The sequence below is a fragment of the Promicromonospora sp. NPDC057138 genome, from assembly GCF_042670845.1.
Lineage (GTDB): Bacteria > Actinomycetota > Actinomycetes > Actinomycetales > Cellulomonadaceae > Promicromonospora.
This window is the reverse complement of sequence record NZ_JBHUUX010000076.1, coordinates 1-24,697: the sequence shown is the minus strand read 5'-3', so window position 1 is coordinate 24,697 and position 24,697 is coordinate 1. Positions and strand designations below refer to the sequence as shown.

Genomic DNA, 24,697 nt, shown 5'->3' with positions numbered 1-24,697 from the left:
GGGTTGCGGTCGGGCGCCGTCGGGTAGCCGGCTGAGGTGATCAGGCGGCGGTGGTGACCTCGATGCGCTGCGGCGTCGTGCCGGCGAAGGCGCCCGGCACGGTGACCGTCAGCACGCCCGCGTCGTAGGAGGCGCTGACGGCGTCGCCGTCCACGGTCCTCGGCAGCGTGACGGTGCGGCGGAAGGCGCCGAAGCGGACCTCCGAGATGCGGCGGCCCTCGGACTCCTCCGAGCGCTGGTCCTTGCGCTCGCCGCGCACGACGAGCTTGCGGCCCTCGACCTCGACGGTGATGTCGCTGGCCGGGTCGACGCCCGGCAGGTCGAGGCGGGCGACGAGGTCCTCGCCCTCGCGGTAGACGTCGGCCGCGGGCACAGGGCCCTCGGCGGCGGCGAACTGCGCGCTCCACGGGTCGCGGAGCCAGGTGCGGGCGAACGGGGAACGGGTTGTCAGAACGGTGGTCATGATGTTCTCCTCCGGATGGGATTGATGTCAGTCTCAACCTGAGTCGACCCGACTCAATTTCCGGGTTCGCCGACGGCGGACGGCGAGTTCTGCGCTGGGGTCCCGGCAATGCTTCAGGGCCGTGTTCGAGCGGTCCGGGCGCGGGTTCCTATGCGGAGGCCCAGGTCTCCGAGCTCGTCGAGCAGAGCGACCGTGCCCCAGACCTGGTTCCGCGTGCGATCCGTGAGCGGTCTGATGATTCCGGCGTCGTGCAGGCGGCTGATCGCGGCATACACCGTCGATGTCGCCCCACCGGTCATGTCCTCCGCGTCTTCTGTCGAGAAGACAGGATGGGCGGGTAGCGCGGTCAGCAGTTCGGCGGCGGTGCTTCCTCGCCGAGGCCGGCCTGCTGCCGTAGCCCACTCCTCCGGCATTGCGGAGAACCGGTCCGCAGTGGTTCGCGACTCTTCCGCGGCGATCACAGCCGCGACCGTGAAAGCCTCGACGACCGGCCCTGCGTCGCCGTCGCGATAGGAGTTCAGGGTGTCGAAATACTCCTCGCGGTGCACAACCAGGGCGGATGCCAACGGGACGACGACTCGGGAAGTGACGCCGCGACGGCGCAGGACCGTGTTGACGAGCGCCCGCCCGATGCGCCCGTTGCCGTCCGTATACGGGTGGATGGACTCGAACTGCGCATGCACGACCGCGGCCTGGACCAGCGCGCTGAGATCGTCCCGGTTGGCGAACCGCACGAGATCGTTCATATACGCGTCGACGGTCTCAGGTGGTGGGGGCACGAAGAGTGCCCCCCGTGGCGAGTAGTCAGAACCGCCGATCCAGTTCTGCATGTCGCGGAACCGGCCCGCGTAGTCCTTTTCGTACGGGTCGTCGGCCATGAGCGCGGCGTGCGCTCGGTGGATGTTGGTCAGCGTCAGGTCTGCACCGCCCGCCACCGAGGCGATCAGGTGCTCGAGCGCGTGCGTCGAGGCCACCATCGACGTAGCCGACTCGTTCGCCCGGATGCCGTGCATGGCTCGCGCGAAGTCGTCGATCGAGGCCTCGACGTGCTCGATCTTGGACGAGGCGACCGACTCGTTGCGCAGCAGCAGAGCGGAGAGCGCGTCGAGATGCGCACCGTGCGCATGGTCGAGGTTCGCGATCTCGCGGAGGGCGACTTCGAGGCGGCTCGTGAGATGAGCGTTGGCGACCAGATCAAGGTCTGCGATGTGCGGGGGGAGGCGTACCGTCACCTCGCTCAGCCGACGGTCGTCAGCGGTGCCGCCCCGCACCGACTGCTCCCAGGGGGCCACCACGGAGCGGTGCGGTTCGAGGCGGATCGACTCGGGCATGGAGGCTCCCACAACTCAGACTAGGACGGAGTTATTCTGACTTACGTAGCGTAACTCAGAATAACTCGCGCGAAGTCTGACTTACGGCACCCTCGGTGCCGCCTCCTCACGGACGTCAGACGCTCAGGTCATTCCGGTGATCTGAGCGCCTGACATGTGGGGCGTCAGTGCCGCGTGATGGTCAGGCTGGCCTCGACCGGGCCGACGGCGACCTCCGCCGTCCCGCCGACCGGGAAGGTGAGCAGCGGGCTCGTGTGCCCGAAGTCCACGCCGGCCAGCACGGGCTTGCCGCGCAGCGCGGGCTGACGCGCGACGATCTCGTCCAGCGCCTCGCGCGTCACGGCGGAGCTGCTCTGGAACCGGCCGACGACGAGCCCCGTGACGCCGTCGGCGTCGGGCAGCTGGAGCAGCGAGGTGAGCTGCCGCGCGACGTGGGCGGCGTCCGACTCGAAGTCGTCCTCGAGGAAGAGGAGCGCGCCGTCGAGCGACGGCATGTGCGCGGTGCCCTGCAGCAGGCTGAGCGTGCCGAGGTTGCCGCCGACGATCCGGCCGGAGGCCCGCCCGGGGCGCAGCGCCCACCAGCCCTCGTTCGGGACGGGGGTGCGGGCGTCCTGGTCGGCGAACCACGGGTCGTCGGTCCAGGCCTGCGACGGTTCGACGGCGATCGGGGTGTCGTCCATGACGGCCGCGCGGAACCAGTCCCCGGTGGGCTCGAAGTGGTCGCGCATGCCCCAGCTCGACCAGTGCGGGCCGGAGTACGTGACCAGGCCGGCGCGGGCGAGGATCGCGTTCTGCAGCGCGCTGATGTCCGAGTAGCCGCAGAGGACCTTGGGGTTCGCCGCGATGAGGTCGAAGTCCAGGTAGGGGAGCAGCTCGTTGCTGTTGAACCCGCCGATCACGGTGAGGATCCCCGCGACGGCCGGGTCGGCGAACGCGGCGTGCAGGTCAGCCACGCGGTGCTCGATCGAGCCGCTGCGGAACTGGTCGTCCTCGTCGACGTGCTCACCGAACGTGAGGGTGAGTCCCATGGCGGCGAACCGCTCGTCGATCCACTTGGTGTTGTCGTGCTCCATGATCATCGTCCGCGACCTCGCGGGCGCGATCACGCGGACGGTGTCGCCGTGGCGGAGCTTGGGCGGGACGATGGGCTGTACGTGCGCTGGCATGCCCGCAGCCTAGGTGGGGCTCCCGGCGTCGACCTCCGTATTTTGATGTCGGGTGAGTTCCCGGGTACGTCTGACAGCCGGGGGTGCGCGGGGCGATGATGGAAGCAACGCAACGACGCGAGGAGGACCCGATGAAGGCAGCAGTGGGCGACCGGATAGTCACCGCCTCGGGAGTGGTCGGCGGCGCGGTGCGGGACGGCGTGGTGACCGAGACCCCCCACGGCGACGGCTCGCCGCCCTACCGGGTGAGATGGTCCGACACCGGCGAGGAGACGCTCGTGTACCCCGGCGCGGACACGATAGTCGACGCGCAGGTCGAGGCCGGCTCGGCCGAGTGGGAGGCCCGGCAGGCCCGGGCGCTCACCTGGGACGTGCGGATCACCGTGGTCGAGTCGGGCGGCAGCACGACGGCGGAGGCCACCGTGATGAGCGGTCCGCCGGACGCGCTGCGCGCCGTCGGACATGCCAGGAAGGCACCGGGGGACCCCGAGGTTCCGCTGATCGGCGACGAGATCGCTGCCGGACGGGCGCTGCGGCGGCTGGCCGACCGGCTGCTCACCGTGGCCGAGGCGGACGTCTCGGCCGCCATCGGGCACAAGGCGCACCTGCACAGGTAGTACGGGTGCGCCGACGCCACGGCAAGGGCATCGACGGCGGCCAGGGCGGCGGCTAAGCGAGGATGCCCGACGCGTCCAGGGCGGCGCGCACCTCGGCGTCGAGCCACGGCTCGATGCCCTCCCAGGTGGTGCGCCACGAGACGCCGGTGAGCTGGGTGCCGTCGGGGAACGTCTCGATGTAGTCCGCCTGGAGCACGCCGAAGCTGTCGCACCAGAACGCGTTCGCGGGGCTGCCGTCGAGGAGCTGGTCGATGCGCATCGCCGACGTCGAGACGCCGTCGGGCAGGATGAGCGGCTGGGTGTCGGTGCGGACCAGGAGGGCGTGCTGGGTGCGGGTCGGGTCCGCGTCGTCGAGCTGGGTGTACTCGACCCAGGCGCCGACCGTCGCGAGCTCCAGCACCAGGAGGTACCGGGCGAACGACGGCACGCCGTTCCCGACCCCGGGCGGCAGCTCGGCGCGCTCGAACGCGACGTCCACGCCGCCGGGCTCGCGCTGGAGGGAGTAGCGCACCCAGCGGCGGACGTCGCCGTCATACTCGACGCGCTGCCGGGCCCGCAGCACGACGTCGGGCGTGGGGCGCATGGCGAGCACCGAGTCGAGCACCCGCAGGCCGTCGGGCGTCTGCGCGTCCCGGCGGACCAGGGCGCCGTCGGGGGTGGTCCCGTTGTTGCTCAGCGCATGGATGTGCATGATCGATTCTCGCCCCGTGGCTCCGGGGGAGTACATACCTCTGCCGGTGTGTTGCTCCCGGTAGACAACGACTACGCGGAGCAACACACCCGCCAGACCTGTGGTCACCCCGGGGCCGTGCTCGGGGTGGGGCGGCGTTCCGAGATAAGTTGCGGTCATGGGCGATCGCGTAGACGTGGAACAGCATCGGGCCGACGTCGCCGAGCTCCTCGCAGGGCTCTCCGACCGGGCGGAAGAGGAGATGTCCGTCCAGCGGGGAGTGCTCGGGCGGGTGCTGGCGCGCGACGTCGTGGCGCCCGGCCCGCTGCCCCGCTTCCGCAACTCGCAGATGGACGGCTTCGCGGTACGCGCGGCCGACGTCGCAGTAGCCGGCCCGGGCGCGCCCGTCACCCTGCCCGTGGCGGGCGACGTCGCCGCCGCGCCGGGCGAGCCGGCCCCGCTGGAGCCGGGCACCGCGGTCCGCATCATGACGGGTGCCCCCGTGCCGGACGGCGCCGACGCCGTGATCCCCGTCGAGGACACCGACCACGTGACCTTCAACGAGTCCTCGGGCGACCTGGCGGCGACCGTCGAGATCGCGCGGGGCCGGGCCGCGGGGGAGTTCGTGCGGGAGCCCGGGTCCGACGTCGCCGCCGGCGACGTCGTGCTGCGCGCCGGCACGGTGCTCGCGCCGCACCACGTGGCGGCGGCGGCCGCGTGCGGCATCTCGCGGCTGGCGGTCCTGGTGCCGGTCTCGGTGGCCGTCGTGTCTACGGGGAGCGAGCTCGTCCCGCCGGACGGCGAGCCCGGGCCCGGCCAGATCTGGGACGCCAACGGGCCGGCGCTCGTCGCCGCCGTCCAGGTCGCGGGCGGGCGGGTCGACCTGCGCCTGACCGTCCCCGACGACCCGGAGGTCGTGCGCGCGACCCTCGAGCGCGCGGCGGCGCTGTGCGACCTGGTGCTCACGACGGGCGGCGTCAGCCAGGGCGCCTACGAGGTGGTCAAGGACGCCCTGCCGGAGGTGACGTTCCGCTCGGTGGCGATGCAGCCCGGCGGTCCGCAGGGTTTCGGCCGGATCGGGGGCACGCCCGTGCTCGCGTTCCCCGGGAACCCCGTCAGCGCGCAGGTCTCGTTCGTGGTGTTCCTGCGCGACGTCCTGCGGCGCGCGGGCGGCCTGCCGCCGGTCGAGCAGGTCCCCGCGGTGCTCGACGGCGCCGTCGGCTCGCCGGCCGGGAAGCGGCAGCTCCTGCGCGGCCGCTGGGTGCGCCACGACGGCGCGGCGGCGCGGGTCGCGGTCGTCGGCGGGCCGGGTTCGCACCTCGTGGCGTCGATGGCGGCGGCGGACGTGCTGATCGACGTCCCCTCCGCCGCGACTACGCTCGAACCGGGTGCCGAGGTGACGACGTGGCCGCTGTGACGCCGCACCCGAGGGACGACGAGGGAGTGCTTGTGGACGAGGCCGTGCGCGTGACGCAGGACGTGCTGGACGACGCCGTCGGGCGAGCCGTCGAGGCCGCGGTCGCCGCGCCCGAGTGCGGGGCCGTGGTCACCTTCCGCGGCGTGGTCCGCGACGAGGACGGCGGACGCGACGTCACGAGCCTCGACTACGAGGCGCATCCGGACGCTACTGCCGTCCTGCGAAGAGTGTGCCAGGCGGTGGCCGCCGAGACCGGCCTGCGCGTAGCCGCGACCCACCGGTACGGCCACCTCGAGGTCGGTGACGTCGCGCTCGTGGCGGCGGCGTCGGCGGGGCACCGCAAGGAGGCGTTCGAGGCCTGCTCGCTGCTGGTGGAGCGGATCAAGGCCGAGGTGCCGATCTGGAAGAAGCAGCGGTTCACCGACGGCGAGTCCGAATGGGTCGGTCTGTAACCAGCCGGTGCACCCGGGTGGCGGCGCGGCGCATCGTGTCGGTTCCGTGGCTGGGCATGGTCAGGGTCGGCATCGTCAGCGTCGGCATGGTGAGCGTCGGCATGCTCAGGCTGAGGTTCGGCAGGCGCTGGATCCCGCGCCGCCAGATGCGTTCCCGCACCGGCGGGGGCGGCACGTCGAGCTGGGCGTAGAACGTCTCGGCGCACGCCCGCCACGAGAAGTGCTCGGCGTACCGGCGGGTGTCCTCACGGGAGCAGTCGAGCGCGGCGAGGCAGGCGGCCCGCAGGTCGTCGTCGACGGCGCCCGCGCCGGACCCCGGGATGAGGTCGCGCGGGCCGGGCGCGTCGAAGCCGGCCACGGGGGTGCCCGACGCCATCGCCTCCAGGATGACCAGGCCGAACGTGTCGGTGCGGCTCGGGAAGACGAGCACGTCGGCGTCGGCGAAGTGCCGGGCCAGGTCGTCGCCCGAGCGTCGGCCGCGGAAGTGCGCGTCCGGGTAGGCGGCCTCCAGGTCGGCGCGGGCGGGGCCGTCGCCCACCACCACCTTCGAGCCGGGCAGGTCCAGGGCGAGGAACGCCGCGACGTTCTTCTCGACGGCCAGCCGGCCGACGTACAGGAAGACGGGGCCGGGCAGGTCGCGGTACACGCCACTGGGTCTCGCCGGGCCGGGCGCGCCGGCCGCGGCCGCGTTGGGCTTCGTCGTGTCGGGCTTCGTCGTGTCGGGCCTCGCCGCACGACGCCGGGGGTGGAACTGCTCGGTGTCCACGCCGAGGCTCCACGGCGTCACGTTGCGGATGCGCCAGTGGGTGAGCTGCTCGCGCATCGTCGGCGTCGCGACCAGCACGCGCCCCGACTTGTCGTGGAACTTGCGCATGTACCGGTACCCCGCCCAGAGCGGGATCCACGACCAGCGCGCGCTCAGGTACTCGGGAAACTGGGTGTGGTAGCTGGAGGTGAACGGGAAGCCGAAATGGTCGCAGACGGCGCGCGCGTACCAGCCGAGCGGGCCCTCGGTGGCGATGTGCACGGCGTCGGGCGCGAACTCCAGGAAGCGCCGCTCGACGTCGTCGCGGGCCAGGATGGGCACGCGGATCTCGGAGTAGGTGATCAGGGGGATCGTCCGGTAGCCGTCCCAGGGGGTGACCACCTCGACCGTGCAGCCCATCCGGCGCAGCTCGGTGACCGTCCGGGAGAGCGCAGTGGCGACACCGTTCACCTGCGGCTCCCAGGCGTCGGTCACGATCATGATGCGCTGCGGCCGCTCGGTCGCTGTTATCACGCCGGAATTCAACCACGCCCGGGACGGCGAGCCTGACCACCGTTGGCTGTGGGCGCGATCGTTGCGCCTAAGACGGGCAGGTAGCAGCAACGATCACGCCCACAACCAGGATGGTCAGCCGCCTATGGCGCCCATGCTGCGCTCGGTGGCGGCGAATGCGTCCGGCGCCAGCTCGACGGCGTCGCTGCCGTGCGCGCGGGGCTTGGCCCACATGGCGGCGCGCCACGCGTCGCCGACCTCGTCGTCCGTGGCGCCGCTGCGCAGCAGCGCCTTCAGGTCCGTCTCCTCGTTCCCGAACAGGCAGGACCGGACGGTGCCCTCAGCGGTCAGGCGGGTGCGGTCGCAGGCCCCGCAGAAGGAGCGGGTCACCGACGCGATGATCCCGACAGTCGCGGGGCCCTCGTCGACCAGCCACTCCTCCGCCGGGGCCGACGGGTCCTCGCGGCCCGCCGGGGTCAGCGTGAAGCGGGACTCCAGGACGCCCAGCAGGTCGGCGGCGGTCACGACGTCGTCGCGGGTCCACTGCCCGTCGGCGTCGAGCGGCATCTCCTCGATGAAGCGCAGGTTGCAGCCGTGCTCGACGGCCCAGGCGAGGAGGTCGGCGGCGCCCTCCAGGGTCTCGGGCAGGAGCACCGCGTTGATCTTGACCGGCGCCAGTCCCGCGGCAAGCGCCGCGCGGATGCCCTTGAGCACGTCGTCCAGGCGGTCGCGCCGGGTCAGCGTCGCGAACGCTTCCCGGTCCACGGTGTCGAGGGAGACGTTGACCCGGTCCAGGCCCGCCGCGACCAGCGCGTCCACGCGCTTGTCCAGCCCGAGCGCGTTCGAGGTCATGGCGATGCGGACGCGTTCGGCTGTTGCCTGGCCGCCCGACGTCGGCATGCCCGCCGTCGAGCCACCCGACGTCGTGCCGCCGCGCAGCGAGGCCATCCCTTCGTCCGCGGCCGCGCGCGCCGCGCCGATGATCTGCTCCAGGTCGCGCCGCATGAGCGGCTCGCCGCCGGTGAACCGGATGTCGCGGATGCCCAGGTCCCGCACGCCGATGCCGACGAGCCGGCCGATCTCGTCCGGCGTCATCAGCTCGTCGCGCGGCACCAGCGGCAGGCCCTCGGCCGGCATGCAGTAGGTGCAGCGCAGCGAGCACGCCGTCGTGATGGAGACGCGCAGGTCGCGGGCGACGCGCCCGTACCGGTCGACGAGCAGCGGGGTCTCGGGGCGTGGCCTGCCGCCGGGGGCGGCGGCGCGCCGGGGCACGCCTCGCACCGACGGGATCCCAAGAGTGACAGCGGCCATCCCTCGAGAGTAGTCCAGCACCGACTGTGCTCGGCGGAACGACCGCTTGCCGACCCGCGGCCCGGCGGACCTGCGCCGTGGTGTTCCCTCAGGGCTTACCGCATCCGTCGATGACCGCGGCCGTTCTCGGGCAGGCTAGGCCCATGCAGAACGACTCCAGCGGCCCTTCAGCGGGCACGCCTGCCGCGGCCCTGCGGAAGCGATCCACCGCGGCGACAGCGTCGAGCCGCGTGACGGCGTTCGAGCTGTTCTTCGACCTCGTCTATGTGTTCGCGTTCACCCAGGTGAGCCATCTGATGGCCGACACGCACAGCGCCCTCGGGGTGCTGCAGGCGCTGGTCGTGCTCGGGCTGCTCTGGCTGACGTGGTGCGCCTATGCGTGGCTCGGCAATCATGCGGCCGCCGATCACGGTGTTCTGCGGGTCGGCCTGCCCGCGGCGATGGTCGGGATATTCATCGTGGCGCTGGCGATCCCGGAGTCCTACGACGACCTGCCCGGCGGCTGGCACGGACCGCTCGTGCTGGTCATCGCGTACACGATGGTGCGGGCCATCCACGCCTCGCTGTACGTGATGGTCGCGGGCGATGATCAGGAGCTGCGCCGCCGCGTCATCGTCACGCAGCTGATCTCGACGGCGCCCGCGGTGATCGGGCTCACCTTCGGGGCGCTCGTGGGAGGGCCTGCGCAGACGTGGATCTGGCTGGCGGCACTCCTGTGGGACCTGGCCTTCATCTACGCGGGCGCACGAGGGGGCGGCGGTTGGCGCCTGCGGTCCGTCGAGCACTGGGTGGAGCGGCACGGCCTGGTCGTCATCCTTGCGCTGGGCGAGTCGATCGTGGCGATCGGCGTGGGCGTCGCGAGGGAGCCGATCGACGGCGCCATCATGCTCGGGACCGTGCTCGCGGTCACGATCTCCGTGCTGCTGTGGCAGGCCTACTTCGCACGCATCGGCAGCGCCGCGGAAGCGGCCTTCGATGGGCTCTCCGGTTCCGCGCGGGTGACCCTCGCCAGCGACGCGTTCACCTACGGTCATACGCCGATAGTCGCCGGGATCATCCTTGCGGCGCTCGGCGTGGAGAACGCGATGGCACACGTCCACGATGTCGAGGGCTACGGATGGTTCGGCGCTTCCGCTCTCGGCAGCGGACTTGCGATCTACCTCGCCTCGACTGCCCTGTTCGCCAGGCTCGTCGGCCTGGGCTGGTCCACGTGGCGCGTCGTCGGAGCACTTGCCGTAGCGGCCTCGATCCCGCTACTGGTGGTCGTGCCGCCGATGGCGGCACTCGCGGTCGTGGCCGCGCTCCTGGCGGCGACGCTTGTCGCGGAGTCAGCCGCGCGGCCGTCTGCGCTGCCTGTCACGTCCACCCAAGGCCGCTAGTCCCGGACGCGTCCGACACCCCGGTCCGAACACACCTAGACCCACGCCAGCGCGTCGAGCAGCTTCTGGGCGAGGTCGAGGTCGTCGCGCAGGTCCCGGTCGACGTCGTCGGACGGGAGCGCGGCGGCCAGCTCGAACGCGTCGCCCAGCGGTCCCGCCGGCAGCACGACGCCGCGCTGACGGAGCAGCCGCACGGCGCCGACGAGCTCGCACGCGAGCAGGGTCCGGTAGGCGTCGACCGCCCGCTCGGCCTGGACGACTGCCTGCGACGCGAAGCTCGCGTCCTCCTCGGCGCCGCGGGAGAGTGCGACGGATCCGAGCGAGGCGGGCTGCGCCGCCGCGCGCAGCTCGCCGAGCGCGCTCGCGGCGACGTACTCGACCATCATCAGGCCGGATGCGCCCTCCTGGCCCGTCGCGAGGAACGGCCGGAGCCCGGTGAGGGCCGGCTCGTTGATCATCGCGATCCGGGACATCACGAGCGGCCCGGTCTGTGCGAGGGCGAGGTTGCAGCCGTCGAGCGCCAGCCCCAGCGCGGCCTGGTGGAAGGCGCCGTGGTGGACCACCGTCTCACCTGCGAGGTCGAACAGCGGGTTCTCCTGCGCGACGCCGAGGACCCGGCCCGCCTGCTCGGCCAACGTCCCGAGCGCGTGCGTGAAGGCGCCCTGGCTGATCGGGAAGGTGCGCAGCCCGAACGCATCCTGGATCCGGGCCGGCTCCACGGCTGGCTCCAGCAGCCGCCGCACCCGCTCGGCCACCACATCCACCCCGGGCGCGGCCGCGGCCCGCACCGCGGCGGGGGAGAGCACCGACGTGTTGCCGTCGAGCCCGCGGAAGCTGAGCGCGTAGACGGCGGCGGCGGCGCGGTCGAGCCGGGAGAGGGTGTCGACCACGAGGCAGGTGCGGCCGATCGTGAGGGCGTTCGAACTGATGAACGGCAGCGCGCTGTCGCTGCTCCAGGGACCCATGGGCTCGAGCGGACCGGTGGCCGGGCGCTCGCCCATAAGGGTCAGAGCGGTGCCGGCCAGGGCGCCGAGGTCGCCGGTGCCGATCGAGGCGTGCGCTCGGACGGTGGGCAGGGCGTTCCCGTTCAGCATCCCCTCCAGCGCGCCGAGCACCGCCGGGTCCACGCCGGATCCGGCCGCGCAGAGCTGGTTGAGCCGCACGGCGAGCATCGCCCGCACCGCCCGCTCGGGCAGCTCCGGGCCCGCGTCCACCGCGTGGCTGCGCAGGAGCCGGAGCCCGTGGGCGGCGGCGTCGTCGACGACGGCGGCGGACTTGTTCGCGCCCACGCCCGTCGTCCGGCCGTAGGTCGGCACCTCCGCGCTGAGCCGGCGCGTCAGCTCGTGCGCCCGGCCCACCGCCTCGATCGCGGCGTCGGGCACGCGTACGCGCCCGCCGTCCGCGACGGCGACCACGTCCGCCAGTCCCGCGCTCCCGCCCAGCTCGATCATCGGCATAGCCCCTTTCCTCGTGCTCTCCCGTGCCTGCGTTCGCCGTGCACCTGCCATTGTGCCGGTCGGCGCAGTGCCGTCCAGTGGCAAGTGGGTTTTACACAGTGGCAATGAGGCGGCGATGTGCTGAAAACGCCCCGCCCCTACTTTCGCTGGAGGAAGACACCAGGAACGCGACGCGTGGAGGGATCCAGACATGGCAGAGGCCGGGACCAGGACAGCCGAGCGGGTGCTCGCACTTCTCGCCGTCGTCTGCGAGCAGGGGCGGGCCAACCTCTCCGAGGCGGCCCGCGCCACCGGGCTCGCACCCAGCACCGCCCTGCGGCTGCTGCGCACGCTGGAGGGCGCGGGGTTCGTCCGCCGGGACGAGGACGCCTCGTTCACCCCGGGCGGCCGGATCATCCAGCTCGGCGCGCAGGCCCTGAGCAACGAGTCCCTCATCGACCTCACGCGCCCCGCGATGAAGACGCTCGCCGAGGCGACCGGCGAGTCCGTGTACCTCAGCAGCGTCGGCCACCACGAGACCGCGCTCTACATCGCCATCGTGGAGGGCTCGCACAACATCCGGCACCGGAGCTGGGTGGGCGGCACGATCCCCCTCGACGGCACGGCCGCGGGGCAGGCCCTCACCGGCGCCGTCCCGGACGGGTCCTGGGCGCTCGTGCGGAGCGGCGTCGAGAGCGACGTCACCGCGATCGCCGCGCCGATCCGGGTGGGCCGGCGCGTGGTCGCCGCCCTGAGCCTGGTCGTCCCGAGCTACCGCCTCGGGGCGGACGACGAGTCCCGCTACGGGGGCCTGCTCGCCGCCGAGGTCGCCACCCTCTCGTCGGAGCTCGGCGGCCCGGCCGCCGGGCCCGCCGGCGACCCGGACGCCAACTACCCGAAGGAAGCCACCGCATGATCACGTTCGAGCACGTCTCCAAGGTGTACCCCGACGGCACGCACGCGGTGCACGACCTCACCTTCGACGCCCCGAGCGGCCGGCTGACGGTGCTGGTCGGCCCGTCGGGCTGCGGCAAGACGACGTCGATGCGGATGATCAACCGCCTGATCGACCCGACCGAGGGGGTGGTCAGCCTCGACGGCGAGGACACCCGGTCGGTCGACGCGATCGAGCTGCGCCGCAAGATCGGCTACGTCATCCAGAGCGCCGGCCTGTTCCCGCACCGGACCGTCGTCGACAACGTCGCCGCGCTGCCCCGCCTGCTCGGCGCGGGCAAGAAGGAGGCGCGCACCCGCGCGCTGGGGCTGCTGGCGAAGGTCGGCCTCGACGAGCGCCACGCCTCGCGCTACCCCTACCAGCTCTCCGGCGGGCAGCAGCAGCGCGTGGGGGTCGCCCGGGCGCTCTCGACGGACCCGCCGTTCCTGCTCATGGACGAGCCCTTCAGCGCCGTCGACCCGGTGGTCCGCACCCAGCTCCAGGACTCCTTCCTCGAGCTGCAGCGCGACATCGGCAAGACGATAGTGATGGTCACCCACGACATCGACGAGGCGCTCAAGCTGGGCGACACGGTCGCCGTCTTCCGGGAGGGCGGGACGCTCGCCCAGGTGGCGACCCCGGCCGAGCTGCTCGCCCACCCGGCCGACGCCTTCGTCGCGGACTTCGTCGGCGCCTCCCGCGGGTACCGCGCCCTCGGCTTCGTCGGAGCGACGGCGTCCGTCGAGCTCGCCGACGAGGTGACGGTCCGGGTCGGCGACCGTCCGGCCGACGGCGGCGGCGTCGGACCTTCGACCGACTCGGGTCAGCGCGACGACTGGTGCGTCGCCGTGGACGACGCCGGCGCGCCGCTCGGCTGGGTGGACCTGCGTGCCGTGGGCGCTGTCGTCGAGGAGCACCACGTCGACTTCTCGGGGACCGTCGCGCGCGCCGACGGCAGCCTGCGCGACCTGCTCGACGCCGCCCTCTCCAGCCCCACGAGGCGCGGCCTCGTCGCGGGCCCGGACGGACGGCTGCGGGGGAGCGTCACGACGGACGAGGTGCTCCGGCACATCGGCCGCGAGAGGGAAGCCGGGGTCGCCCGATGATCGTCGACTGGATCGCGGACAACGCGGCCCGCCTCGGCGAGCTCACCGCGTGGCACGCCGTGCTCAGCGTCGTCCCGACGGTGCTCGGCCTGCTCATCGCCATCCCGCTGGCGTGGTGGGCGTCGCGGTCACCGCGCGTCTACCCGCTGATCGTCGGCGCCTCGGGCTTGCTCTACACCGTCCCGTCGATAGCGCTGTTCGTCCTCCTGCCCCAGCTGCTCGGCACCAAGATCCTGGACCCTCTCAACGTCGTCGTCGCGCTGACGGTCTACAGCGTCGCGCTGCTGGTCCGGGTCATCGCGGACGGGCTGGCGTCGGTGCCGCACGACACGGTCCAGGCCGCGACGGCGATGGGCTACCGCGCCTGGCAGCGGCTCCTGCACGTGGAGCTGCCCGTGGCCGTGCCGGCGATCGGCGGCGGCCTGCGCGTGGCGGTCGTCTCGAACGTGAGCATCGTGACCATGGCGGCCCTGCTCGGCATCCCGCAGCTCGGGTCGCTCTTCACCCAGGGGTTCTCGCTCCGGCTGACGTTGCCGATCGTCGTCGGGATCGTGCTGTGCCTGGTGCTGTCCGTGGTCCTGGACGTGCTCGTCCACCTCGGCACGCGGGCCCTGACCCCATGGCAGCAGAAGGCGGAGACCGCATGAACATCGTCGGCTGGTTCCTCGACCCCGCCCACTGGGCCGGCCAGGACTCGATCCCCGTACAGGTCGGCTACCACCTCCTGTACTCGGGCAGCGCCCTGCTCATCGCGCTCGCCATCGCCGTCCCGCTCGGCGTCTACATCGGCTACACGGGGCGCGGCGAGCTCTTCGTGGCCGGCGTCGCCAACGCCCTGCGGGCGCTGCCGACGTTCGGCCTGCTCGTCCTCGTCGTCATGCTCGTCGCGCCGCACATCGGCTCGCAGCTCGCGTTCGTCGGGCCGACGATCGTCGTCCTCGTGCTGCTCGCGGTGCCGCCCATCCTGGCGGGGACCGTCGCGGGCATCCAGGGCGCGGACCCGGGCGCCGTCGGCGCGGCCCGGGCGACCGGGTACACGCGCCCGCAGATCCTGCTGCACGTGCAGGTCCCGTGCGCGCTGCCGCTCTTCCTGTCCGGGGTCCGCAACGCCACCCTGCAGATCGTCTCCACCGCCACGGTCGCCGCCTATGTCTCCCTCAAGGGCCTCGGCCGGTACATCATCGACGGCCGCGCCTCCTCCGACTACACGCAGATGGCTGCCGGCGCCATCCTCGTCGCGATAGTCGCCCTCGCGCTGGAGCTCGCGTTCCTCGCCCTGGGCCGGGCCGTCGTCTCGCCGGGCCTGACCCGGGCGTCCGCGTTCAGCTTCCGGCGGGACCGGACAACCCGTCCAGGCCCCATTTCCCCCCGCCCTGTTTCTCCCAGCAGCACCGTTCCCCCCAGCAGCACCGTTCCCCCCAGCAGCAGAGAGGCAACATCATGAACCGCTCCTTCGCCCGCATCGGCTTGGCCGGCCTCACCGGCGTCGCCCTGCTCGCCCTCACCGCCTGCGCTGGCGGCGACCCGCTCGCCGAGGACGCCGCCGCTGGTGGCGCCGACTCCGGATCCAGCGTCGTCATCGGCTCCGCCGACTTCGCCGAGAGCCAGCTCGTCGCCACCATCTACTCGCTGGCCCTGCAGGACGCCGGCGTCGACGTCGACGAGAAGTTCAACATCGGCAGCCGCGAGGTCTACATCGAGGCCGTCCAGGACGGCTCGATCGACCTCGTCCCGGACTACGCCGGCTCCCTGCTCAAGTACCTCGACACCAAGGCCACCGCGAGCAGCACCGAGGACGTGCTCGCCGCGCTCGGGAAGGTCCTGCCGGACACCCTCACGATGCTCGACGCCTCGGACGCGCAGGACAAGGACGTGCTCGCGGTGACGCAGGAGACGGCCGACAAGTACGACCTGGAGACCATCTCCGACCTCGAGCCGGTGGCCGGCGAGATCTCCCTCGGCGGCCCGCCGGAGTGGAAGACGCGCGTCAACGGCGTCGTCGGCCTGGAGGACGTCTACGGCCTGAAGTTCAAGGAGTTCGTCAGCCTGGACGCCGGCGGCCCGCTCACCATGACGGCGCTGATCTCCGGGCAGGTCCAGGCGGGCGACATCTTCAGCACGGACCCCGGCATCGCCGAGAACGACCTCGTGTCGCTGGAGGACGACAAGTCGCTGTTCGCCGCCGAGAACGTCCTGCCCATCGTCCGCACGGACAAGGTCGACGACACGGTCACCGCGACGCTGAACGAGGTGTCCGCGGCGCTGACCACCGAGGACCTGATCGAGATGAACGGCCGTGCCGCCACCGGCGAGGCCCTCGCCGACATCGCCGAGGACTGGCTGACCGACACCGGCCTGCTGAAGTAGCCGTCTCGCCAGCTGCGCAGAGCCCGACCACCCGCCACTGACCCGGTCACGGACACCGCCGTGAGCTCCCGGGCCGCTGCCTACGATGAGGCGCATGACTGACAACCTCATCGCCGTCATCGGTCCGGGCGCGATCGGCGGCCTGGTCGCCGCCATGCTCCAGCGGGCAGGGCACGACGTCGTCGTGGTCGCCCGGGAGAAGTCCGCCCGGCAGCTCACCGAGCACGGCCTGGACGTGCAGACCGACGAGTTCGGCGCGTGGCACGCCCCGCTGGCCGCGACGACGGAGGTCCCGCACGGCGCGCGCGTGATCGTGGCGGTCAAGGCGGAGGGCGTGGCGGACGCCGCCCGGCTGCTCGCCGGGACCGCGTCCACCGAGGTGCTGTCCCTGCTCAACGGCCTGGACCACCTCGACGTCCTGCGGGCGGCGCTGCCCGGCGTGCGCGTCGTCGGCGCCACCATCGCGGGCGAGACGCTGCGCACCGGTGCCGGCGGCTTCGGCCCGGCGCTGGTCCGGCACCGCGGCACCCTGCTGCGGACGGTGGTGCCCGCCGACGCCGCCGAGCTCGGCCTGGTCGCCGCGCTGCGGGACACCCCGATCGACGTCGTGACCGGCGGGACCGAGGCCGAGGTGCTGTGGAAGAAGCTGCGCTTCCTGGCGCCGCTGGCGCTGCTGACCTCGACCTGGGCCGCCGGCATCGGGGACGCGCTGACCCGCGACACCGCCCTGACCTCCGGCCTGCTGGCCGAGATCGCGGCGACCGCGACCGCCGAGGGCGTGCCGACCACCGGCGAGGACCTGGCCGGCATCCTGGGCAGCTTCCCGGCGCCGATGCGGTCCTCGCTGCAGGCCGACATCGAGGCCGGCCGTGAGGGTGAGCTCGACGCCATCGGTGGCGCCGTCCGCCGTCGCGCGGCGACGCACGGCATCCCCACCCCGACTCTGGACGACGTCGTCACCAGAATCACCACCCGAGTAGCCACCCCATCCTGACCGACTCCCACCCCTACCCGTTGAGTGCTGGGTATTTGCGGTTTTCTGGGCCCGAAAGCCGCAAATACCCAGCACTCAACGGGGCCGGGTGGTTAGGGCAGCCGGCTGGTGGTCGGCGGTCCGGCTAGCAGCGGGGCGACGGTCACCTTGTCGATGTCAGGGGCCCAGGCCGAGGGGTTCCCGAGCCGGATGCCGCCGGTGCTCGTGGTCAGCGTGATGGGCACCGTCCGCTGCCAGAAGCTGGTCCACGAGTACGTGTACCGGAAGAACGCGGACCCTACGGGCGTCGCCCCCGTGCCCTCCGTCACGACGACCTGACGATCGACCACCTGCGGGTTGTAGGCGTGCGCACCCGCCGTCTCGGCGTTCGCGTAGTGGATGACGAGGTCGTAGTTGCCGGGAGCGGCGAATCCGCCGCTACGGGGGATCGAGACGTAGTTGTTGCTCCCCTTGCCGACCCATCCCACGTACTGGCCGCCGGAAGCGTTCGAGCCCGACGACGAGCTCACGCTCACCACGGCGGCGCTCCCGTTGCGAGTGAGCCGCTCGGCCTCGAAGGTCGACGCCGCCGCATCGCCGCCCGCCGCGCGGGTGACCGTCACCGACTTCACACGTACTCCCTGGTTCGACCGCAGCTCGAGCTCGTTGATGCCTTCGGTCAGGTGGGAGCGGAACGTGGTGCGGCGGTTGCCGCCGTCCGGGACCTGTACCGCCGGGAGGGTGCGGCCCCCGAGGCTCAGGCGCAGGTCGGATGCCCCGGTGGTGTAGTACTCCACCGCGACGTCGTAGTAGCCGGTCTCCATCGCGGTGAGGTAGGCATCGGCCCGCTGGCCGGCGCCGCCGATGCCGCCGAAGCCGCGCGTACCCGACTGCCACCCGAGGCCGGCGCCACCGTAGTAGCGCAGGGTGCTCGCGGGGTACGCGGTAGGTTCGCCGTCGGTGACGTCGGTCAGGACGAACTTGTCCAGCGTGATGTCCGAGTTCGGCAGGACCTGGGTGCCGTTCTGGCTCGCCCGGACGGACAGGACGTGCGTCCCCGCGGTGAGCGACACCGAGACTTCGGCGCTGCCTCGGTACTGCCACTTGGACGTCGCGTTGAGCGCGAGGTCGGCCGTGTACTGGATCGTGGTGCGGTTGGAGCCGTCGACGAAGAGCGCGTGCCTGCCGGGTGTGCCCGGTGTGGCGCCGATGACCTGGAACCGGTAGGTGCCGGTGCGGGGCACGGTGACGGTCCAGTCGGCCTTGGAGGTCGGCTGGTTGAACGAACCGACGTCGGTGCTCCCCGAGGCGAGGAACTTCCAGCCCCCGCCCGCCTGGGGGTTCTGGTCGTAGGCCGTGGCGGCGGTGAGCTGGGTGGCCTCGGCTTCCACGCTGGTCGACCAGACCGGGTCGGCCGTGATCGCCCGGTCCTGCGCCGGGGTGACGACCACCTGGTAGGCGGCGTACCGGTCGTAGGTCGGGACCGTCAGGCTCAGGTTGCCGCCGGCGACTGCAACCCCGTCCAGGGCCTGGACGACGCGCGGCGTGCCGGCGAGTCCCTCGGCGCCGGTGAGCGTGACCTCGCGGACCTCGACGTCGACGGCAGTGCCGAAGGTGGCGGAGGAGAGGCCGCGCAGGTCGACCTGGACATCGTCGTCGGTGCCGCCGTAGAGCACGGTCGCGCGGCGGTTGGCCGCGTCGATCGCCCCGATGCCCTGGAGGGTGTCGACCACGTTCGGCTGGGGCGGCGTCACGCGGACGGTCTGGGACCCGGCCAGGTCGCCGTACCACTTGAACATCCACCAGCCGCCGTTGGCGCCGCCCGGCCGGGCGGTGTTGTCGGAGAGGTTGCCGGCGTAGTTCCAGTAGGCGGTCTGGGCGTCGACCTTGGTGTCCTCGAACATGGAGAACCATTGGACGAGCTGTCCGGGCACGCCCATGTCCCGCAACATGCCGTACTCGGTGATGTTGACCGGGATCGGCGAAATGCCCAGCTGCTGCTCGAGCGCGCGGTAGTCGGCGAAGTGCGTCCGGTACGTGGCGAGGTTGTTGATGCCCAGCTCGTGCCAGATGAACACGTCCGGCAGAGTGCCGTCGTCCCGGGTGTACTCGAGGAAGTCGGCGGACCGTTCGGGCTGCCAGCTGGCGTCTCCGGGGCCGCCGATGCGCGCTTGCCCGAGCCCGTGCGCCTGCCACACCTCCTGGATCTTCGCGTGGACCGCTGACCAGTCACCGAGGAACTGCTCGCGCTGGGTCGCCCAGTTCCGGTACCAGTTCCCGCCGTCCGGCTCGTTGAACGGGATGAACAGATAGCCCTCGGGGTGGTCGGACTGGGTGGCCACGGCCTCGGCCACGAACTCCACGATCTCGAGGTAGTCCCACACGCCGTTCGCCTGGTTGGTGAACGTGCCGGTCGCCTGGTCGTAGGTGCGCGTGTCCCCCGGACGCCGCCCGCCGTTGTACGCCCAGTCGGGGTAGTAGTCCTGGATGTAGATCGCCAGCTCCTCGCCATGCTTGGCGAAGAAGCCGTCCTCGACCCGCAGCGCGTCGCCGCTGGGGTGCTGGGTGCCGTACGGGGCGCGCTGGGACGAGTTGGTGATGTGCGCGCCGTCGACGAGTGCCGACGTCGGCACGCCGATGTCGCCGAAACCGTAGAGGGTGCCGGTCGCGCCGCCACGGAAGGCGCCGGTCGTGGCGCCGAAGTCCACCGTAAGGACGTCGGTGTCCGCCATCGCCGGCTGCGCGACCGTGAGGGTGGTCGCGACAAGTGCTGTCACCGCGATGCCGGTCCATCCTCGCCGCCGCCTGGATCGGCCTTCGGGCCGAGTCTGATCTGCGCTATCAGGAATTCTCACCTGTGTTCCACTCCTTCGTGGATCGGGACCATCGGTCAGTCCCCCGTGCGCCCCGCGACGTCGCGAAGTCATGGCAACGTCGCCGGGCTGGGAGAAGGGCGGCGGTCGCGTCGAAGACGTGGCGCCGGGAATATGAAAGCGTCAATCATCCGAGTTGGCAAGGGCGATCTCCGTGATCGAGCGTTTTCCACGTAACCTGGGCCTGTGGAACCTGATCGCCCCATGAAGCCGCCTGTCATCGCCGACGTCGCACGCGTCGCCGGTGTCTCGGTCCCGACCGTCTCCCGCGTGCTCAGCGGCTCTGTGCCGGTCGGCCCCGAACGCCGCGCCCGCGTGATGGCGGCGATCAAGGAGCTGGGGTTCCGGCCGAACGGCGCTGCCCGGGCGCTGGCCACCGGCGGCCAGCCCATGATCGCGGTGTTCGCCGGGGACACGACGCGGTACGGCTACGCCTCGACCATCCAGGGCATCGAGGAGGCCGCGCGCCAGGCGGGCTACATGGTGGTCATCTCGGTCGTCGAGACCGACGACAAGCGCACCGTCGACGCGGCGATCGACCACGCGCTCGGCCAGCCGATGGCCGGCGCGATCGTGCTCGAGTACGACCCACCGGGCGTGGCCGCGCTCGCTGCGATCCCGCCGTGGTTGCCGGTCGTGGCGGCGGCCTCGGGCCGGCCGGCGGACGAGCAGGTCGCGCACGCGTTCATGGACGACCGCTTCGCCGCCGCCCGCGCGACGAAGCACCTCCTGGAGATCGGCCACCACACGGTGCACCACGTGGCGATCCCGTCGCCCGGCCGCCCGAGCGCCCGCATGCTGGGCTGGCGCGACGCGCTCACGGAGGCGGGAGTGCCCGTCCCGCCTGTGCTCTACGCCGACTGGGCGCCGGACTCCGGCTACGACGCCGGCACGAGGCTCGCGCTCGATCCCGAGGTGACGGCGGTGCTGTGTGGCAACGACGAGCTCGCGATGGGGCTGACCAAGGGGTTGACCGACGCCGGCAAGAGCGTCCCCGAGGCCGTCAGCGTCATCGGCTTCGACGACCATCCGCTGAGCCACCTGTGGACCCCGCCCCTGACGACCGTGCGGCAGGACTTCGTCCGACTGGGCCAGAAGGCGTTCCACCTGCTCAACGCGCAGATCGACAGCGGGACCGTCCCCGCGTCCGTGCGTTTTGTGCCCGACCTGATCCTGAGGTCCTCGGCGGCGCCGCGCGCCGTCCACCCCGCCTGAAAGCGGTTGCGCCCCGCCGCGCGCCCAAACAAGCCATCTGAAAGGGGTCTTGCGCTCAGTTCTGATATGCGCTTTCATAGCGGCGTGCAAGGAAGCCAGCCGACGACGGCGAACCACAGCTCCGCAGCGACGCGAGTGATCCTCTGGGCCGAAGACCCGGACGGGCTGGCGCTCGTCCTGCCCGACGACGCCCCGGCCGGCCTGGCCACGAGCGGCGGCGCGGGAACGCCGACGCAGCCGCTCGTCGAGATCCTCGCGGTAGGGCATGGGCGGGCCAGCGCCAACACCCGCAACACGGCCACCGCCATCGGCGCGCGGCTGCGGGTCCTGGGCCACGACGTGACGTCGGCGGACGGCTGGACCGACATCCAGGTCTTCCAGGGCGACGCCGTCACCGGGCTGCACGTGACCTCGCACCTCCGGGTCCGCGAGGGGGGCAGCTCGCTGCAGTCGTGGACGACCGTCCGCAACGACGGGTCCGTGCCGGTCGCGCTCCAGGCCGTCTCGTCGCTGATGATCGGCCGCCCGGTCGGCACGGCGCCGGTCGCCGACACGCTCTCGCTGGAGGGCCACAGCGAGTGGGTCGGCGAGAACCGCTGGGCCTGGACGCGGCTCTCGGGCCAGGACGGGCTCGTCGGGCTCGACCTGCCCGCGCACCAGCACCAGGACGCCCGGGGCGCCCGCAGCCTGGTCAGCACCGGCTCGTGGTCGTCGGGGCGGTACAACCCGTCCGGCGTCCTCCTCGCCGAGGGCGGTCCCGGCCTCGCGTGGCAGGTCGAGCACAACGGCGCATGGCGCGCCGAGCTGGGCGTCCGCCTTGACGCGAGCGACGAAGAGGTGCTCGTCCTGGGCCTGTTCGGTCCCACCGACGACGACCACGCCTGGACTCGGGTGCTCGACGCCGGCGAGTCGTTCGAGTCGATCCAGGTATCCCTCGCGGCGTCGGACGGCTGGCAGGAGGCGCTGGCGGAGATGACCCGGCACCGCCGGGCGCTGCGCCGCACCCCGCGCCGGCCCGCCGTCGTCTTCAACGACTACATGAACACCCTCATGGGCGACCCGACCACAGCCAAGCTCCTGCCGCTGGTCGACGCCGCGGCCCGGTCCGGGGCGGAGTACTTCTGCATCGACGCCGGGTGGTACGACGACGGCGGCGACTGGTGGGACTCCGTCGGCCTCTGGGAACCGTCCGTGTCGCGGTTTCCCGCCGGCGGCCTGCGGCGGGTCGTCGACGCGATCCGCGCGGGCGGCATGGTGCCGGGGCTGTGGCTCGAGCCCGAGGTTGTCGGCGTGCGCAGCCCTCTGGCGGAGAGCCTGCCGGACGAGGCGTTCCTGCAGCGCCACGGCGTGCGGATCACCGAGCAGAGCAGGCACCTGCTCGACCTGCGGCACCGCGATGTCGTCAAGCACCTCGACGAGGTGGTCGACCGCCTGGTCGAGGACTTCGGCGTCGGCTACTTCAAGCTCGACTACAACGTCACGCCCGGCGCGGGCACTGACCTGGGCGCCGACAGCCCGGGCGACGGCCTGCTCCAGCAGAACCGGGCGCACCTCGACTGGATCGACGGCGTCCTGGAGCGCCACCCCGACCTGGTGATCGAGAACTGCGCGTCGGGCGCCATGCGCTCCGACTACGCGCTGCTGTCGCGGCTCGACCTGCAGTCGACGTCGGACCAGCAGAACCCCCTGCTCTACCCGCCGATCGCGGCGGGGGCGCTGGTCGGGATCCTTCCCGAGCAGGCTGCGAACTGGGCCTACCCCCAGCCCGACATGACCGACGAGCAGATCGTCTTCACCATGAGCACCGGCCTCGCCGGCCGGCTCTACCTCTCCGGCAAGCTCGACGAGATGACGCCCGGGCAGACGGCGCTCGTCGCGCGGGGCGTCGAACTGGCGAAGCAGTGGACGTCGCAGCTGGTCGACTCCGTCCCGTTCTGGCCGCTGGGCCTTCCGACCTGGAGCGCGCCGCTGGTGGCCGCCGGACTGCGCAGCGCCGACGAGTCGCTCGTCGTCGTCTGGTGGCGCGGGGCCGAGGCCACGGCCATCAACCTCGACCTTCCCGCGGGAGCGGTCGACATCGCCTATGGGCCGCCCGACGACGGATGGCACGTCACGCGAGACACGGACGGACCCGTCCAGCTCCGCATCCCCGCCGGCCCACAGGCCCGCGTCCTGCGAGTCCGGCACGCCGGGCTCACCTGACCACCGGGGCCGCACGGCGGCCCCGCACGACCCGCAGTCGGAGAAGACTGTGACCATCCAAGGAGTCGATATGAAGAAGTATCTGACCATCACGACGGCGGCTGTCGCCGTCGGCCTCCTCGCGGCCGGGTGCAGCGACCCGACCGCCGGCACCGGCGGGGCCGACACGGGCGGCGACTCGGGCGCCACCGAGGCGTGGCCCGCGCAGGACACGGACCTGACGGGCACCAAGCTCACCATCTGGGCCGCGCAGAACTCCAACACCGTGCCCGACGCCGTCGTCGCCGGGTTCGAGAAGCTGACCGGCGCCGAGGTCGACGTCGTCACGATCCCCGACCCGTACGAGCAGGGCGTGCAGACCAAGGTCGCCACCGGCGACCTGCCCGACCTGGCGTTCTGGCAGCCCACCGCCTCGATGCTGACCGCGCTCAACGCGCCGACCAACCTGCAGCCGCTCGACGACGCGCCCTGGGTCGACTCGTACAGCGGCGACCTCGCCGACATGACGGGCATCCTGGACGACACCCGCTACGCGGCCCTGATCACCAGCCCCGCCGTCGAGGGCGTGTACTACAACAAGGAGGTGTTCGCCGAGCACGGGATCACCGAGACTCCCACCGACTGGGACGGCTTCCTCGAGACCGCCCGCGCCCTGAAGTCCGACGGGGAGACGCCGTTCTTCGAGATGGGCGGCGACAAGTGGGCCACGCAGTGGTGGGTCCAGGTCCAGCTCGCCGACGCCGCCAAGGACGGCCTCTGGGACCGCGTGAACACCAGTGAGGAGAAGTTCACCGACCCCACGATCCTCGGCGCGATCCAGGGCTACCAGGACCTCATCGACGAGGGTCTGTTCAACAAGGACATCAAGACGGCCACGTTCGAGGACCAGGCCGACGCCCTCCTGGCCGGGGACGCCGCCATGGCCGTCCAGGTGAACTCGTTCTTCGGCCAGCTCCAGGCCAAGGCGGACACGGCCGAGCTCAACGACAAGATCGGCTTCTTCCCGATCTCGCCCACCGGCAACGTCGGCACCTTCATCCCCGACCAGTCGAACGCCCTGGTCGCGTTCAAGACCGGTGACGCCGACCGCGAGGCGGCCGCGCGACAGCTGCTCGCATACTGGCTGGGTGACGGGTACGCCGACTTCGTGGCGGACCGCGACACGATCTCCCTGCAGGACGGCGTCCCGACGCCGGACTCCGTGCCGCAGGCGCTGCTCGACGCGCACGCGTCGCTCGGCGAGTCGGTCGGATCCATGCAGGCGCTCGCCGTGGCGAACCCCGACCTGTACCTCTACCTGGCCGACATGATCCAGGGCACCACCACGCCTGAGGAAGTGGCCCAGCAGACGCAGGACCAGTTCGCCCAGCTCGCCCGCGCCCAGGGCGTCGAGGGCTTCTGACCCAGACCACCGGGTGCCGGGCCGCCCCCAGGCGGCCCCGCCCCCCCGCCCAGGGCGGTACGGGTCCCCACCCACCAACCCCCCGGCCCCCATAACCCCCCCGCGACCCAACCCGGCGCCCCCGG

Annotated in this window: 21 protein-coding genes; 13 read left to right on the top strand and 8 right to left on the bottom strand. The window is 72.2% G+C overall.

Annotated features, from left to right (window positions below):
- Positions 1–40 precede the first annotated feature (40 nt).
- The 3 genes from ACFT2C_RS25720 to ACFT2C_RS25710 form a co-directional block, all read right to left on the bottom strand.
- Positions 41–463, bottom strand: coding sequence for an Hsp20/alpha crystallin family protein (locus tag ACFT2C_RS25720; protein ID WP_377209935.1), 423 nt, complete (start codon positions 461–463; stop codon positions 41–43).
- A gap of 113 nt (positions 464–576) precedes the next feature.
- A complete protein-coding gene (locus tag ACFT2C_RS25715) occupies positions 577–1,794 on the bottom strand; it encodes a Fic family protein (protein WP_377209934.1) in 1,218 nt (405 codons plus the stop codon).
- 164 nt (positions 1,795–1,958) lie between these two features.
- Positions 1,959–2,960 (bottom strand): S66 peptidase family protein, encoded by a 1,002-nt coding sequence (locus ACFT2C_RS25710; protein WP_377209933.1) that lies wholly within the window; start codon positions 2,958–2,960, stop codon positions 1,959–1,961.
- A 131-nt stretch (positions 2,961–3,091) separates the two neighbouring features.
- On the opposite strand from ACFT2C_RS25710, the gene ACFT2C_RS25705 reads away from it, so the two are divergent.
- The gene (locus ACFT2C_RS25705) at positions 3,092–3,577 is read left to right on the top strand and encodes a dsRBD fold-containing protein (RefSeq protein ID WP_377209932.1); all 486 of its coding nucleotides are present in this window, start codon (positions 3,092–3,094) and stop codon (positions 3,575–3,577) included.
- Positions 3,578–3,629: 52 nt separating this feature from the next.
- Here ACFT2C_RS25705 and ACFT2C_RS25700 read toward each other — a convergent pair whose 3' ends face one another.
- Positions 3,630–4,268, bottom strand: a complete 639-nt coding sequence (locus tag ACFT2C_RS25700; RefSeq protein ID WP_377209931.1) for a hypothetical protein — start codon at positions 4,266–4,268, stop codon at positions 3,630–3,632.
- Between the two features lie 157 nt (positions 4,269–4,425).
- On the opposite strand from ACFT2C_RS25700, the gene glp reads away from it, so the two are divergent.
- Positions 4,426–5,664, top strand: coding sequence for a gephyrin-like molybdotransferase Glp (gene glp, locus ACFT2C_RS25695; protein ID WP_377209930.1), 1,239 nt, complete (start codon positions 4,426–4,428; stop codon positions 5,662–5,664).
- A gap of 32 nt (positions 5,665–5,696) precedes the next feature.
- Complete coding sequence (locus tag ACFT2C_RS25690) at positions 5,697–6,116, top strand: molybdenum cofactor biosynthesis protein MoaE (protein ID WP_377209936.1); 420 nt, start codon at positions 5,697–5,699, stop codon at positions 6,114–6,116.
- Here ACFT2C_RS25690 and ACFT2C_RS25685 read toward each other — a convergent pair.
- Complete coding sequence (locus ACFT2C_RS25685) at positions 6,082–7,395, bottom strand: glycosyltransferase family 4 protein (protein WP_377209929.1); 1,314 nt, start codon at positions 7,393–7,395, stop codon at positions 6,082–6,084. The two genes, ACFT2C_RS25690 and ACFT2C_RS25685, sit on opposite strands and share 35 nt — an antisense overlap.
- Positions 7,396–7,509: 114 nt before the next feature.
- A complete protein-coding gene (locus ACFT2C_RS25680) occupies positions 7,510–8,685 on the bottom strand; it encodes a GTP 3',8-cyclase MoaA (RefSeq protein ID WP_377209928.1) in 1,176 nt (391 codons plus the stop codon).
- A gap of 143 nt (positions 8,686–8,828) precedes the next feature.
- Here ACFT2C_RS25680 and ACFT2C_RS25675 point away from each other — a divergent pair, with 143 nt between their 5' ends.
- A complete protein-coding gene (locus ACFT2C_RS25675; RefSeq protein ID WP_377209927.1) occupies positions 8,829–10,064 on the top strand; it encodes a low temperature requirement protein A in 1,236 nt (411 codons plus the stop codon).
- A gap of 35 nt (positions 10,065–10,099) precedes the next feature.
- On the opposite strand, the gene ACFT2C_RS25670 is transcribed toward ACFT2C_RS25675, so the two are convergent.
- A complete protein-coding gene (locus tag ACFT2C_RS25670; RefSeq protein ID WP_377209926.1) occupies positions 10,100–11,521 on the bottom strand; it encodes an aromatic amino acid ammonia-lyase in 1,422 nt (473 codons plus the stop codon).
- A 190-nt stretch (positions 11,522–11,711) separates the two neighbouring features.
- Between ACFT2C_RS25670 and ACFT2C_RS25665 the strand changes: the two genes are divergently transcribed.
- The 6 genes from ACFT2C_RS25665 (at position 11,712) to ACFT2C_RS25640 (ending at position 16,901) form a co-directional block, all read left to right on the top strand.
- Positions 11,712–12,416, top strand: a complete 705-nt coding sequence (locus tag ACFT2C_RS25665) for an IclR family transcriptional regulator (RefSeq protein ID WP_377209925.1) — start codon at positions 11,712–11,714, stop codon at positions 12,414–12,416.
- Entirely contained in the window at positions 12,413–13,540 is a 1,128-nt protein-coding gene (locus ACFT2C_RS25660) for an ABC transporter ATP-binding protein (protein ID WP_377209924.1), read from the top strand. Before ACFT2C_RS25665 ends, ACFT2C_RS25660 begins: the two co-directional genes overlap by 4 nt.
- Entirely contained in the window at positions 13,537–14,187 is a 651-nt protein-coding gene (locus ACFT2C_RS25655; RefSeq protein ID WP_377209923.1) for an ABC transporter permease, read from the top strand. The genes ACFT2C_RS25660 and ACFT2C_RS25655 overlap by 4 nt, the downstream gene beginning before the upstream one ends.
- A complete protein-coding gene (locus ACFT2C_RS25650; protein WP_377209922.1) occupies positions 14,184–14,984 on the top strand; it encodes an ABC transporter permease in 801 nt (266 codons plus the stop codon). The genes ACFT2C_RS25655 and ACFT2C_RS25650 overlap by 4 nt, the downstream gene beginning before the upstream one ends.
- Entirely contained in the window at positions 14,981–15,907 is a 927-nt protein-coding gene (locus tag ACFT2C_RS25645; protein ID WP_377209921.1) for an ABC transporter substrate-binding protein, read from the top strand. Before ACFT2C_RS25650 ends, ACFT2C_RS25645 begins: the two co-directional genes overlap by 4 nt.
- A 94-nt stretch (positions 15,908–16,001) precedes the next feature.
- Positions 16,002–16,901 carry a ketopantoate reductase family protein gene (locus ACFT2C_RS25640; protein ID WP_377209920.1) on the top strand — a complete coding sequence of 300 codons (900 nt, stop codon included), beginning with the start codon at positions 16,002–16,004 and terminating at the stop codon, positions 16,899–16,901.
- Between the two features lie 92 nt (positions 16,902–16,993).
- Here the strand turns inward: ACFT2C_RS25640 and ACFT2C_RS25635 are convergent, their stop codons facing one another.
- On the bottom strand, positions 16,994–19,657 hold the full coding sequence (locus ACFT2C_RS25635; RefSeq protein WP_377209919.1) for a hypothetical protein: 2,664 nt from the start codon (positions 19,655–19,657) through the stop codon (positions 16,994–16,996).
- Between the two features lie 300 nt (positions 19,658–19,957).
- Between ACFT2C_RS25635 and ACFT2C_RS25630 the strand changes: the two genes are divergently transcribed.
- The 3 genes from ACFT2C_RS25630 (at position 19,958) to ACFT2C_RS25620 (ending at position 24,572) form a co-directional block, all read left to right on the top strand.
- Positions 19,958–20,968 carry a LacI family DNA-binding transcriptional regulator gene (locus ACFT2C_RS25630; protein WP_377209918.1) on the top strand — a complete coding sequence of 337 codons (1,011 nt, stop codon included), beginning with the start codon at positions 19,958–19,960 and terminating at the stop codon, positions 20,966–20,968.
- 84 nt (positions 20,969–21,052) lie between these two features.
- The gene (locus ACFT2C_RS25625; protein ID WP_377209917.1) at positions 21,053–23,170 is read left to right on the top strand and encodes a glycoside hydrolase family 36 protein; all 2,118 of its coding nucleotides are present in this window, start codon (positions 21,053–21,055) and stop codon (positions 23,168–23,170) included.
- Positions 23,171–23,240: 70 nt separating this feature from the next.
- Complete coding sequence (locus tag ACFT2C_RS25620) at positions 23,241–24,572, top strand: extracellular solute-binding protein (protein WP_377209916.1); 1,332 nt, start codon at positions 23,241–23,243, stop codon at positions 24,570–24,572.
- The last annotated feature ends 125 nt before the right edge of the window (positions 24,573–24,697 follow it).